Source organism: Clostridium sp., assembly GCF_021443865.1.
Classification (GTDB): Bacteria; Bacillota; Clostridia; order Clostridiales; family Clostridiaceae; genus Clostridium.
The window spans coordinates 39,933-53,832 of sequence record NZ_JABUTB010000035.1 but is presented as its reverse complement, the minus strand read 5'-3'; the positions used below and the strand labels follow the sequence as shown (position 1 = coordinate 53,832).

The window sequence follows — 13,900 nt, the reverse complement described above, 5'->3', positions numbered from 1 at the left end:
CCTAAAGAAAAAGAACTCAATCTAAATGAAATTTCTCTTTATTCAAAGTATCATTTTAACTGTACAATATAAAGAAATAAATCACAAGATTGAGTCTTGACCTTAATATTTATTTAATTTTTTAACTATAAAATTATATTTTCTGATAAACTCTTATATCTTTCATATCTTTCCTTAGCATTTTCCTCTGTCTTTTCAAATAGCTCATCTGCTATTTCTGGGAAAGCTTTTGCTAATGATGAATATCTAACTTCTCCCATTAAGAACTCTCTAAGGCTTGCAGTTGGTGCCTTTGAATCTAAATTAAATGCATTCTTACCAGAAACCTTTAAATCTGGATTGTATCTATATAGATGCCAATATCCTGAGTCAACTGCTCTCTTTTCTTCATATGGAGTGTTAGACATACCCATCTTAATTCCATGAGAGATACAAGTAGCATAAGCTATTATTAATGAAGGTCCCTTATAGCTTTCAGCTTCTGCAATTGCTTTAAGTGTTTGATTTAAGTTAGCGCCCATGCATACTTGTGCTACATATACATAGCCATAAGTCATAGCCATTAAACCTAAATCCTTCTTCTTAGTTCTCTTTCCTGTTGCAGCAAATTTAGCAACTGCTGCTTCTGGTGTAGATTTTGAAGATTGCCCTCCTGTATTTGAATAAATTTCTGTATCAAATACTAAAACATTAATATCTTCTCCTGATGCTAATACATGATCTAAACCACCATAGCCTATATCATAAGCCCAGCCATCTCCACCAAATATCCATTGAGATCTCTTAACAAAGAATTCCTTATCCTTTAATATTTCCTTAGCAATTTCTGAATTATCTTCTTCTAGAACTCTTATTAAGTTTTCAGCTCTTTGTCTTGTTCCATCTCCATTATCTACATTTTCTAACCAATCCTTTAATACAGCATTGGCTTCTGTTGACATATTTCCTTCTTCTAAAGCTATTCTTACATTATCTGCAATTCTATCTCTAATTGTCTTAACTCCTAGGAACATACCTAATCCATATTCAGCATTATCTTCAAATAATGAGTTAGCCCAAGCTGGACCATTTCCTTCATGATTAGGTCTATAAGCAGTTGAAGCTCCTGATGCTGCCCAAATTGATGAACAACCTGTAGCATTTGCAATCATCATTCTATCTCCAAACAATTGAGTTACAAGCTTAGCATAAGTAGTTTCTCCACATCCTGCACAAGCACCTGAGAATTCTAATAAAGGTTGTTCAAATTGACTTCCCTTAACCGTATTCTTGCTCATAGGGTTTTCTTTTGGAGCCAATTCTTCAATTGCATAGTTCCAAGCTTCTATTTGCTCACTTTGTGTATCCATAGGCTTCATTACTAATGCTTTTCCTGGTGCTGGACAAATTTGTGCACAGTTTCCACATCCAGTACAATCTAAAGGAGTTATTCCTATAGTATAATTATATTCTTTATCTCCCTTAATTCCATTTGCTTTAATGCTCTTATAACTATCTGGAGCATTTTTTAATTCCTTATTAGTTGATAAGAAAGGTCTTATAACTGCGTGAGGGCAAACAAATGAACATTGGTTACATTGAATACATTTATCTGGAATCCATTCAGGAACATTAACAGCTATTCCTCTTTTTTCAAAGGCAGTTGTACCTGACATAAATGTTCCATCTTCTGCACCTGCATCTATAAAGGTTGATACAGGAATACTGCTACCTTCTAATTTGTTTATTGGAATACATACTTCTTCAACAAACTTTGGAACGTTAATTTTTTCTTCTAGCATATCATCTTCAGCATTATTCCAATTTTCTGGAGGATTAATTTTAACTAATGACTCTAAGCCTCTATCTATAGCTTCAAAGTTCATATTAATTACTTTTTCACCTTTTTTACCATAGGAAGTCACTACTGCATCCTTTAAATATTTAACAGCATCTTCAATAGGAATAATATTAGCTAACTTAAAGAAAGCTGATTGCATTATCATATTAATTCTTCCACCAAGTCCTATTTCTTGAGCTATCTTAATAGCATTAATAGTATAGAATTGTATATTATTTTCTGCTATATATCTCTTAATCTTAGCTGGAAGTCTCTTATCTAATTCCTCTTCAGTCCAAATAGTATTTAATACAAATACTCCATTCTTTTTAAGTCCCTTTAAAACATCATAATTATATACATAGGATTGATTATGAACTGCTATAAAGTCAGCCTTATCTATTTCATAATGTGACTTTATTGGAGACTTACCAAATCTTAAGTGAGAAACTGTAATTCCACCTGATTTCTTTGAGTCATAGGCAAAATATCCTTGTGCATACATATTTGTATGGTCACCAATTATTTTTATAGCACTCTTATTTGCTCCAACAGTACCATCTGAACCTAAGCCCCAGAACTTACAAGCTGTTATGCCTTCTGGAGTTGCATCTAAATCTTCCTTTGGTGTTAATGATAAATAAGTCACATCATCATCAATTCCTATAGTGAATCTATTCTTTGGTTTATCTAAATTTAAATTATCAAAAACAGCTTCTATATGTGCTGGATATGGATCCTTTGAACCTAGTCCAAATCTACCACCATAAACCTTAGGTGGATTTTCCATTTCATTAACAGCTCTAACTATATCTAAATATAAAGGCTCACCAATAGAACCAGGTTCTTTAGTTCTATCTAGTACAGCAATTTTCTTAACTGTCTTAGGAATAACCTTTAATAGTTTTTCTATTGAAAATGGTCTATAAAGTCTTACCTTTACAACACCAACTTTTTCTCCCTTAGCTCTTAAGTAGTCTATAGTTTCTTCAGCTACTTCAATTACTGAACCCATAGCAACTAATATTCTATCTGCTTCTGGATCTCCATAATAATCAAAACAATGATATTCTCTTCCAGTAAGTTCCGTTATTTTAGCCATATATTCTTCCACTATATCTGGAATATCATCATAATACTTATTTAATGATTCTGTTAATTGGAAATATGTATCTGGATTTTGTGATGTTCCTCTTGTAACTGGATGATCAGGATTTAATGCATTTTTTCTAAAATTATTTAATGCTTCATAATCAACAAGTTTTGCTAATTCATCATATTCTAAAACCTCAATCTTTTGTATTTCATGAGATATTCTAAATCCATCAAAGAAATTTACAAAAGGCATTCTAGCCTTTATTGCTGTTAAATGTGCTACTGGGGCTAAATCCATAACTTCTTGAACAGAGCCTTCAGATAACATCGCAAAACCAGTTTGTCTTGCTGCCATAACATCTTGATGGTCTCCAAATATACTTAATGATGAGGTTGCGATTGCTCTTGCAGCAACATGAATAACTGCTGGAAGTCTTTCACCAACCATCTTATACATATTAGGAACCATAAGTAATAAACCTTGTGAAGCTGTAAATGTTGTACTTAATGCACCTGCTTGTAAAGATCCATGAAGTGCTCCTGCCGCTCCTGCTTCTGATTGCATTTCCACTACATTTACTGGTTTTCCAAAAATATTTTTTCTTCCCTTTGCCACCCATTCATCTATATGTTCTGCCATAGGTGAAGAAGGTGTTATAGGAAATATTGAACTTACTTCTGTGAGAGCATATGAAACGTAAGCTGCTGCGGTATTACCATCCATTGTTTTCATTTTTCTCATTTTCTATTAATCTCCTTTAATATTTAATAATATCTAATTTATATAAAAACACTTTAATATTTTAAGTATTTGCATTGGCATGTTCTATTATGCAACTTTGTTTTATGCATATAACATGGCCCAAATTTACTATACCAAAATTTTCTTACAAATAAAAGATAATAATTATTAAAAAACAATCCTTAAACAATAAAAAAGTAGGAGAATTTCTCCTACTTTAAAATTTTACCACTTTAATTGTTTTTTCATTTCAATTACAAGTATATGTGATTTTTTCTTAGCTATAATATTTATATCTTCTTCAATTATTTCAAGAGCATCTCTTTCATTAAGTTCAAGACTATTAATAATTGAATATCCTTCTATTTGAACTAGATATGCTTGTCTATTTGAATCAACTTTAAAGTCTATTTCTTTTCCTTCATCTAATTCTACTACATAGAAGTTTGCATCTTGATTAATTTTTATAGCTGCATTTCCCTCTTTACTTGATACTATATTTAGCCACTTATTTTTTCTGTCTTCTTCTTTATATCTGTAATCTCCATAAGCTGGCTTATATCCTCTTTTGTCTGGAATTATCCAAATTTGAAGAATTCTTGTGGTTTCATCTCCTAGATTTTGCTCTCTATGAAAAACTCCTGTTCCAGCACTCATATATTGGACCTCGCCTCTATATATAGTGTTTTCGTTTCCCATTGTATCTCCATGAGTTAATCCACCTTGAATAACATAAGATACTATTTCCATATCCTTATGTGGATGGTAATCAAATTCTGTACCACCTGCTATTAAGTCATCATTTATAACTCTTAGCACTCCAAAGTTCATATTATCTATATTATAATAATCTGCAAAAGAGAAATGGAATATACTCTGTAGCCATCCTAAATCACTTGTACCCATATTTCTATGGTCTAACTTTTTTAACATAATATTCTCCTTATTTTAAAACCTTAACTCTATCTTCTATTGGAGTGAAAGTTTTTTCACCAGCTGGTGCTAGTACATTACCAAAAGGCATTTGAGCTAACATCTTCCAATTATTTGGTATACTAAATTCTTTTTTAACTTCATCATCTATTAATTCAGTATAGTGTTGAAGGCTTGCTCCAAGTCCTTCTGTAGCAAAGGCAGTCCAAACCGAAAATTGCATCATTCCTGAAGTTTGTGATGCCCATATTGGGAAGTTATCCTTATACAATTCAAATTGTTTTTGTAATCCTTCTACTATTGCAAAATCTTCAAAGAATAAAACTGTTCCATATCCTGCTTTAAAGGAATTAATTTTTCCTTCTGTATCTGCAAAACTATCTGCAGGAACTACCTTCCTTAAAGCTTCCATAGTTATATCCCATAACTTATCATGAGATTCTCCTAATAAAATAACTGTTCTTGTTGTTTGAGAATTAAATGCAGATGGTACATGTTTAACTACCTCTTCTACAATTTCTCTTATTCTTTCATCTGATATTGGTGAGTTCTTACCTATAGCATATATGCTTCTTCTTTCTTTTATTGCTTCAAAAAAATTTTTATTCATTAATATCCTCTCCATTCTTTTTTATTAACCTTATTAAATTTATATATATTTATTCCTTATAAAATTACTTAAGAACCTTTCTAAATTCTATTAGATTCTCTAAAAGTTCTCTTTTATTTTCCTCACTTAAGTCTTTAAATAAATTATCTAAAAAGTCTTTATGCTTAGGGAATATATGCCCTATAAAATCCCTTCCTTTTTCAGTTAATGAAACATAATAAATTCTTTTATCTTTATCACATTTTCTACGAGTTACTAGTTCTTTTTTTTCTAGTTTATTTATTACATAAGTAATTGTTCCACTAGTAACTAGGATTTTATCTGCAATTTTTTGCACTGGCTGATCTCCCTTATGATAAAGCATTTCTAAAACACCGAACTCACTAATGTTTAATCCAAATTCTTGAACGTTTTTTTCTATTTGAAAAAATAAATCATCATAAGTCCTAGCCATTGCAATAACTAACTTTAAATTTACATCGCTCATATATTCACCTACATTATCTTGATTTCAAGATAATTATATCTCTTATATATCTTGAAGTCAAGATATTTGTTGAAAATAATTCTCAATAAAATAAGAAAAAGAGGAGCTGTCGCTACAGCCCCTCTTACTTTATATTAAAATAAGTGTATTTATTTTTTCCTTCACTTTTTGATGTATATAAACACTTATCTGCTAATTTCATTACTTCCATTGGATCTTCTCCATGTATTGGATAAAAGGCTCCTCCAATGCTACATCCTATAGTCATTGTGTTTCCTTGAATAATATATGGTTTCCTTATTTCTTCAATTAATAAATTCGCAAAGGTTGTACTATTCTCTAGAAGTTCCTCTTCTTTGAAACTTTTAACTAATATAAATTCATCTCCACCAAGTCTTGCTACAAAATCTTCTTTAATATTAAAGTTAAGCCTTTTAGCTACTTCCTTTAGTATTAAATCTCCTGATTCGTGACCATAGGTATCATTTATTAGCTTAAATCCATCTAAATCTAAATAGTAAATTGTATAAATTTTATTTTCATTTATTACTTTTGCTTTTATTTTTTCAAAATATCTTATAAGAGCTTTTCTATTTGCCAATTCTGTTAATTGGTCATTATGAGCTATCCCCTCCATTTCTCCAAGGGCATGTTCAGTATTTATCAAACTATTTATAAGACTTTTCAAAGATACTGAAAGTAACTCTATATCTTTTATTCCATTATATTCTGGTATTTCTACTCTTTCTCCTGATTTAAGTTTTTCTGCTGATAATGCTATTTTCTTTAATGGATTCGCTATTAGTCTAGCGATAATTAATCCTATTAATGCAAATATAACTGCTAATACAAGTCCTATTATTATAATAAAATTTCTTAATTCTACTACTGGTTTATAAGCTATATCTAATGGCTTACGAACTAGTACTGTCCAACCTAATCCCTTATAATTTTTATATCCATGTTCTACTGAGTATCCTGTTAAGTATTCTTCTCCATTCTTCCATTTTTGAACATAACAATTACCTTTATTATTTCCTTTAGAAGTATTAACTTTCTCTAATTCAATTTTTTCTCCAAGCATTTCATGTGGTCCTAATAACACAGTATTATCTTTACTTAAAATAAATAAATCTATATCATTCCTATTCTCTACGGAATTCATTAGAGAATCTTCTATTTCCTTTGCCCACTTCCAACTTAAGTGAGTAGCTAATATACCTTTTAACTCTCCACCTTCATCTTTTATAGGTATACTAATATCAACAAACTTCATTTCTTCCCCTGTAGGATTAGGCAGTAAATTTGCAAGTAATACTGCTTCATGAACATCTCCTATAAATGGTTTAGTTAATGCTTCATTATATACAGGTCTTGCTGATATATTTTTCCCTTCTAAAATTCCATCTGTAGATATAACAACATTTCCTTCTACATCTAATACCCCTATCCATGCATATTCAGAAGCATTATCTTGCAATTCTTCAATTAGGCTTCTTATTTCTGTCTTATTTTCTAAATCATTAAAAGCTTCTATTTTACTTAAAAGTGAAACTTCTCTATATCTTGACCACATATAATGATCTAACTTATCAGACATTTGATAGGATAATTGAGATAGTGTACTTCCAATTTGATTCTTGTATATTTCTGTAGCTCTAGTATTTATAACGAAGGTTATAACTAATATTAAGGTGACAATTATTATTGAAAAACTTAGAGTAAATATAGATCGTAAACTTATGGGCTTTTTCATTGTATTCCTCCAGAATAAAATATGTAAATCATATAAATAAATTAGCAATATTTATATTATCATATATCTTTGTATATCAGCAATAACATATATAAATTTGTTTTCTATTTCACTTAAATCAAATAATCTTCAATATAATTACTCAAAACTTAAACATAAAAAAAACTATTGCAAAGAAATAAATTTCAATGCAATAGTTCTTATAAATACCTATATATACTTTTTAACTTTTTCCACTATATTTTCCACTGTAAGACCAAATTCTTTATATAACTCTTCTGCTTTTCCAGAAGCTCCAAAGGTATCTAGTGAAATAACTTCTCCATCAAGTCCTACATATTTATGCCATCCAAATGAAGATAATGCTTCAACTGCAAATCTCTTTCTAACTTTATTTGGAAGAACACTTTCCTTGTATTCCTTGTCTTTGGCATCAAATATTTCAAATGATGGAATACTTACTACTCTTACATCTATTCCATTTGCTTCTAATTCATTTGCTGCCTTATAAATTAATTCAACTTCTGAGCCTGCTGCCATTAATATTGCATCTGGAGTTTCTTTCTTAGAATCTTTAAGTATATATCCTCCATTTAATGCTTTCTTTTCAGATTCATTATATAAAGGTAAACTTTGTCTACTTAATACTATTGAAGTTGGAGTTTCTCCATTAGTTACCGCATAGTACCAAGCTGCTGCAGTTTCATTAGAATCTGCAGGTCTAAATACAGTCATATTTGGCATACTTCTAAGAGCTGCTAATTGTTCTATTGGTTGATGAGTTGGACCATCTTCCCCTACTCCGATACTATCATGAGTTAGAACATAAGTTATTGGCAACTTCATTAATGCTGATAATCTCATAGCACCCTTCATATAATCACTAAATACAAAGAATGTTGAGCAGAATACATTTAATCCTCCATGAGCATACATACCATTAGCTATAGCTGCCATGGCATGTTCTCTTACTCCAAAGTGAAGATTTCTTCCACTTCTATCTTCTGCTGAGAACTCTCCTTTTCCACTCATGTAAGTCTTATTAGAAGGTGCTAAATCAGCTGATCCTCCAATAAAGTTAGGAATTAATTCTGCTAATCTATTTATGATTATTCCTGAAGATTCTCTAGTAGCCATATTTTTATCAAAGCTCCAGAAATCCTCATTGTTTAATAAAGCTTCACTATCAACTGTTCCAGACATCCATTTATCATATTCTTCTGCTAGTTCTGGATATTGATTCTTATAATCTGTAAATAAATCATTCCAAGACTTTTCTTTTTCCATTCCTGAATTAATGTAATTATTCATATTAGAATATACTTCTTCTGGAACATAGAAATCTCCTGAATTCCATCCTAGGTTTTCCTTCATTGCTTTTACATTTTCAGCTCCTAAAGGTTCCCCATGGGCAGAAGCTTTTCCTTGTTTTGCAATACATCCAAAGCCTATTTGGTTCTTAACTATTATAAGTGATGGTTTAGAAGTTTCCTTCTTTGCTTCTTCAAGAGCTTTTTCAATTGCATCTATATCATTACCATCATTTACTTTAATTACTTGCCAATTATATGCTTCATATCTCTTTGCTACATCTTCTCTAAAGGCGATATCTGTATCACCTTCTATAGAAATATTGTTTGAATCATATAAAGCTATAAGTTTACCTAATCCTAATGTTCCTGCTAATGAAGATGCTTCTGCTGAAATTCCTTCCATTAAACATCCATCACCAACTATAGTATAGATATTATGATTAACTATTTCATATCCTGGTCTATTAAATTTCTCTGCTAAATGACTTTCTGCAATAGCCATACCAACTGCATTACATATACCTTGTCCTAAAGGACCTGTTGTAATTTCAACACCTTTAGTATGACCATATTCAGGATGCCCTGGTGTTAAGCTACCTAATTGTCTAAAATTCTTTATATCTTCAACTGTTATTCCATATCCAAATAAATGTAATAAAGAATATTCTAGCATTGAACCATGACCAGCTGATAGTATAAATCTATCTCTATTATCCCAATTTGGATTCTTACCATTATGATTCATCTTAGTCCATAATGTATATGCCATAGTAGCTGAACCAAGTGGTAATCCCGGATGTCCTGATTTTGATTTTTCTATTGCATCTGCTGAAAGTACTCTTATTGCGTTTATAGATAATTCATCTAACTTTCTACTCATTTTCAGCCTCATTTCTCATATATTATATATGTTATCTATTATTTAATTTTTAATTTTTTCTACTTTCCAAAAGCTGCTTTCCAATCTGCTTTAAATCTATCTAATCCTTGATCAGTTAAAGGATGCTTAAGCATGTTCATAACTAAATCATAAGGAACTGTAGCTATATCAGCGCCTGCTTTTGCTGCTTCTATAACATGGATTGGAGTTCTTACACTTGCTGCTATTATTTGTGATTCAATTCCATGAATTGAGAATATTTCAGCTATATCTCTTACAAGATCCATTCCATTCATTGATATATCATCTATTCTTCCTAAGAATGGGCTAACATAAGTTGCTCCTGCATTTGCTGCAAGTAAAGCTTGTGTTGCTGAGAATATTAAAGTAACATTTGTCTTTATTCCTTCTTTTGCTAAGACTTTTACTGCTTTAAGACCTTCTTTTGTCATTGGAATTTTTACTATCATATTCTTATGAATAGCAGCAATTTTTCTTCCTTCTACAATCATCCCTTCTGCATCTTCACTTACAACTTCACCACTTATAGGTCCATCAACTATTTCAGTTATTTCTTTAATAACTTCATTAAAGTCTCTTCCTTCTTTTGCTACAAGTGATGGATTTGTTGTAACACCTTGTATTACTCCCATATCATTTACTTCTTTAATGTAATCTACATTTGCTGTATCTAAGAAAAATATCATATTATATCCTCACCTTTCTTCTTAAGTTTTAATTAGCGCTTTCAGCACTTTCTTCTTTAACAATTTTACTTCTATTCCAAAGTGCTAAAGCTAGTGTAAATATAGTAGCAATTGCTATACCTACCCACTTAAATTTCACTAACATTATTGATATCCAAGGGAATATGCTTGAACCATAATCTATACTTGATATTAAAGTTGTTCCATTTGGAATTGCAAAATTAGCTGCTGAAGCTGCTTGTGTAAATAATGGAGCTAAATTTGTTCCTATTAATAATCCAAGTGCTAATGTTATAACACCTATAACGAAGGATCTAAAGAAGTCTCCTCTTGCTATAGGAACTATAAGAACAAACATAAATGGTAATCCAGCTAAACTAGCAAATGGTAGGAATTGATTTCCTGGTACGATAAATGCTAATAATAATGCTACTGGTATTGAAACTAATGAAATTGCTAATGTTACTGGATGACCAACACCAACTGCTGAATCTAAACCTATGTATAAAGTACCTTTTCCTGCATATCTCTTTTGAAGGAATTCTTGTACTGCTTCTGAAACAACCATTAATCCTTCCATAAGTACTGCTGCCATCTTTGGTGTTAATACTAATACAGCTCCCATTACTACTGCTAAATTAAGAGTTTCTTTAACATTATATTTAGCTAAAATTCCTAGTAATGCACCTATTATAGTACCTAATATAGCTGGTTCTCCAAAAACTCCAAATTTCTTTTGGATTGTAGCTGCATCTAGCTTTATTTTATTTATTCCAGGTATTCTATCTAATACCCAATTTATAGCTAAAGCAAGTGGTACAAAAGAAGCTGTAAATCCATGAGCTATTGCAATTCCTGGTAATCCTAAAGATTTTTCAACTAAAGGAGCTGTTCTATCACCAATAACCATAGTTATAATCATGTTTAATGCTGATATAAATAAGCTTAACCATATGTTTCCTGTTAACATATATACTAAAGAACCTGTAAATGCAAAGTGCCAGAAGTTCCATATATCAACGTTAATTGTTCTTGTTGTTTTTGTTAAAATCATAATTACATTTACTATAATACCTAATGGAATTATTAATATTCCAACTGTTGATCCAAATGCAATTGCTGATGCAGCTGGCCAACCCACATCTAATACTGTTAAGTTTAATCCAAGATTTTGAACCATTTTTTCTGCAGCTGGTCCTAGATTTTCAGTTAATAATGTTATAATTGCATTTAATCCTATAAATCCTATTCCAACTAATAAACCTGACTTGATTGCTTGTCCTAATTTAACCCCTAAAATTAATGCGAAAATTGTAAATATAATAGGCATCATAACTGAAGCCCCTAAGTCTACTAAATATTGTAATACAGCCATTAATATTCCTCCTCAAATTTTATAAATTTAATCTTATAATTCTAATTTTTCAACTATTTCATCCATTACCTTATCTACACCCATTCCAGTTATAAAAGGTAATCCCTTAATTAATGGCACTCCATAATCTTCTGATGTCATAGCTGTTGAAACTACTAAGTCATATTTACTTGCTTCTTTTGATAATTCAACAACTGTAGATTGTGCTATTTGAACTTTATCAAGTAATCCTCTTTTTTCTAATCCTGCTTTTATTTTTTGAATTGCTATTGTTGATGTTGCTACGCCTGCTCCACATGCTACTATAATTTTTTTCATCTTAAACCAACCTCTTTCATAATATTGATTAAATTTTCATTATTATTTTCATTGTACATCTTAGTAAGAATATCTTCGTTAGATATTACTTCCATTAATTTTTGTAATACTTGTACTTGTTTTTCTTTTTCTTTAACAAGTAAAACAAAGGCTATTTTAACATTTACTTCTCCTTCGCCTGCCATGCTTACGAATTTTACATCATCTTTAAACTTTACAAATACTATTCCTGCTTTATTTACATGTTCGCTATTACAGTGAGGTATTGCTACACCAATAGGTTCAACAGGTAATCCAGTTGGGAAAACTTTTTCTCTTTCTATTATTGCATCTTTAAAGCTGTCCTTAACATATCCATAATCTAATAATCTATCTGATATGTTTTCTAAAAACTCAAAACAATCATTGTAACTTTCATTGATAAATATTAAATCTTCCTTCAATTGTCTACACTTCTTTCTCTAATTACCGTATATTTGCTTAAACTCTGTAAAGTCTCTACACTTAATTAATTTATTAACCTTATTTACATCATCTATTCCACTATAAATTTCTAAGAATAACTCCTCAGAACCCTTACCTAATCTAAATGCTAACATCATAATAAGTTGCACTTTTGTTTTATCCCAATTTATAGGATTTTTCAAAATTGCAATTGCAATAGATTCTTCATTAACTTTTCCTTTTATTAAATGAGGTATAGAAACTTTATTGCCTATCTCTGTAGAAGACATATTTTCTCTTTCTTTAAAGGAACTTGCCGCCTCTTTATCTATATAACCTTTTTCATACATAGTTTTAGATAAATACTCTATTATTTCGTCCTTATTATCTAAATCTAAATTTGCAAAAAACAAATCCTCTTTAAATAAGCTTTTTTTAAGATCATTATTTTTATCTATAGTAATAAATCTGGTTATTTTACTACAATCTTCTTCAAGCATTATAGGTGATACATTTAGCACTGGTAACTTAACATTTTCTAATGGAATAGTGCTTATAATTAAGTCATATGGAGATAAATCCATACTATTTAATTTAAATGCTGGATAGAAACCCTTAATATCTATAAACTCGTTAAATTTACTTTCTAACTTAGTTTTTAATAGAATTGCAGTTCCTCCGCCGGTGGCACAAACTACTATAGTTTTATATTTGTTTATTTTATTTGCTAATTTTAATCTTTCAACTGCTCCTGCAAAGTGTAATGTTATAAATCCTACTTCCTCTTCTGATATATCTATATTAGCTTTTCTTTTTAATCCTTGGCAGAATATAATAGCTATATCATAATCAAATGCATAATTAGACTTAATTTCATCAAGCATTGTATTTTCTATTTTCATTCCAAAATTAATTCTATTTATTGCACTTCTAAGATGGATTAATAGTCCATTCTTCAAAATATTATCATTAAAAAAGTTTATTCCACTATGTTTATATACTAGATTAAGACAGTACTTAAATAAATTATCAATATAGTTATCCTTATAATACTTGTCCACATTTGTATCTATAGATAGCATTTTTTGTGATATTAAATGTTGATATAAATAAACAATTTCTTCATAAGGTAAATCTATAGCAAAATTTGAATCTAACATTTCTTTAAGTTCTAATGCAGCTTCATATTCTTTACATTCCTTATCACAACTTAAATTAGAATAAGTAATAAAATTATTTTTCTTCACTCTATAAATAGCTATTATTATATGAATACATAAATTTTTAAATCCTAAGTCACTTAATTCAATTTCATATTTTTTAACTATATCTAATACCATGTCTGATATTAATTTATATATGCTATTATTCTTTGATACTGAGAAATCAAAATCATTAACATTTAAATACTTAAATTCATT

At 30.0% G+C, this 13,900-nt stretch carries 11 protein-coding genes; all 11 read right to left on the bottom strand.

Annotated elements, in window-relative coordinates; translation table 11 throughout:
* Nucleotides 1-125: 125 nt before the first annotated feature.
* Nucleotides 126-3,656 (bottom strand): pyruvate:ferredoxin (flavodoxin) oxidoreductase, encoded by a 3,531-nt coding sequence (gene nifJ / locus HUJ77_RS07620; RefSeq protein ID WP_291707982.1) that lies wholly within the window; start codon nucleotides 3,654-3,656, stop codon nucleotides 126-128.
* Between the two features lie 225 nt (nucleotides 3,657-3,881).
* Complete coding sequence (locus tag HUJ77_RS07615; RefSeq protein WP_291707981.1) at nucleotides 3,882-4,589, bottom strand: pirin-like bicupin family protein; 708 nt, start codon at nucleotides 4,587-4,589, stop codon at nucleotides 3,882-3,884.
* A gap of 10 nt (nucleotides 4,590-4,599) precedes the next feature.
* A complete protein-coding gene (locus HUJ77_RS07610; RefSeq protein ID WP_291707980.1) occupies nucleotides 4,600-5,199 on the bottom strand; it encodes a nitroreductase family protein in 600 nt (199 codons plus the stop codon).
* A gap of 64 nt (nucleotides 5,200-5,263) precedes the next feature.
* Entirely contained in the window at nucleotides 5,264-5,686 is a 423-nt protein-coding gene (locus HUJ77_RS07605) for a MarR family transcriptional regulator (RefSeq protein WP_291707979.1), read from the bottom strand.
* Between the two features lie 124 nt (nucleotides 5,687-5,810).
* On the bottom strand, nucleotides 5,811-7,442 hold the full coding sequence (locus tag HUJ77_RS07600; RefSeq protein ID WP_291707978.1) for a sensor domain-containing diguanylate cyclase: 1,632 nt from the start codon (nucleotides 7,440-7,442) through the stop codon (nucleotides 5,811-5,813).
* Nucleotides 7,443-7,652: 210 nt separating this feature from the next.
* Nucleotides 7,653-9,635: a transketolase gene (tkt, locus tag HUJ77_RS07595; RefSeq protein WP_291707977.1), complete on the bottom strand. Its 1,983-nt coding sequence runs from the start codon at nucleotides 9,633-9,635 to the stop codon at nucleotides 7,653-7,655.
* 59 nt (nucleotides 9,636-9,694) lie between these two features.
* Complete coding sequence (fsa, locus tag HUJ77_RS07590) at nucleotides 9,695-10,342, bottom strand: fructose-6-phosphate aldolase (RefSeq protein WP_291707976.1); 648 nt, start codon at nucleotides 10,340-10,342, stop codon at nucleotides 9,695-9,697.
* Between the two features lie 28 nt (nucleotides 10,343-10,370).
* Entirely contained in the window at nucleotides 10,371-11,717 is a 1,347-nt protein-coding gene (locus HUJ77_RS07585) for a PTS transporter subunit IIC (protein WP_291707975.1), read from the bottom strand.
* 33 nt (nucleotides 11,718-11,750) lie between these two features.
* Nucleotides 11,751-12,035, bottom strand: coding sequence for a PTS sugar transporter subunit IIB (locus HUJ77_RS07580; RefSeq protein WP_291707974.1), 285 nt, complete (start codon nucleotides 12,033-12,035; stop codon nucleotides 11,751-11,753).
* Nucleotides 12,032-12,478, bottom strand: a complete 447-nt coding sequence (locus tag HUJ77_RS07575; RefSeq protein WP_291707973.1) for a PTS sugar transporter subunit IIA — start codon at nucleotides 12,476-12,478, stop codon at nucleotides 12,032-12,034. The genes HUJ77_RS07580 and HUJ77_RS07575 overlap by 4 nt, the downstream gene beginning before the upstream one ends.
* 18 nt (nucleotides 12,479-12,496) lie before the next feature.
* Nucleotides 12,497-13,900: PRD domain-containing protein (locus HUJ77_RS07570; RefSeq protein ID WP_291707972.1), on the bottom strand; the 1,404-nt coding region annotated here is incomplete at its 5' end.

Coding starts and splice junctions, on each gene's coding strand:
- nifJ (WP_291707982.1), bottom strand. CDS start 3,656: ATGAGAAAAATGAAAACAATGGATGGTAATACCGCAGCAGCTTACGTT.
- HUJ77_RS07615 (WP_291707981.1), bottom strand. CDS start 4,589: ATGTTAAAAAAGTTAGACCATAGAAATATGGGTACAAGTGATTTAGGA.
- HUJ77_RS07610 (WP_291707980.1), bottom strand. CDS start 5,199: ATGAATAAAAATTTTTTTGAAGCAATAAAAGAAAGAAGAAGCATATAT.
- HUJ77_RS07605 (WP_291707979.1), bottom strand. CDS start 5,686: ATGAGCGATGTAAATTTAAAGTTAGTTATTGCAATGGCTAGGACTTAT.
- HUJ77_RS07600 (WP_291707978.1), bottom strand. CDS start 7,442: ATGAAAAAGCCCATAAGTTTACGATCTATATTTACTCTAAGTTTTTCA.
- tkt (WP_291707977.1), bottom strand. CDS start 9,635: ATGAGTAGAAAGTTAGATGAATTATCTATAAACGCAATAAGAGTACTT.
- fsa (WP_291707976.1), bottom strand. CDS start 10,342: ATGATATTTTTCTTAGATACAGCAAATGTAGATTACATTAAAGAAGTA.
- HUJ77_RS07585 (WP_291707975.1), bottom strand. CDS start 11,717: ATGGCTGTATTACAATATTTAGTAGACTTAGGGGCTTCAGTTATGATG.
- HUJ77_RS07580 (WP_291707974.1), bottom strand. CDS start 12,035: ATGAAAAAAATTATAGTAGCATGTGGAGCAGGCGTAGCAACATCAACA.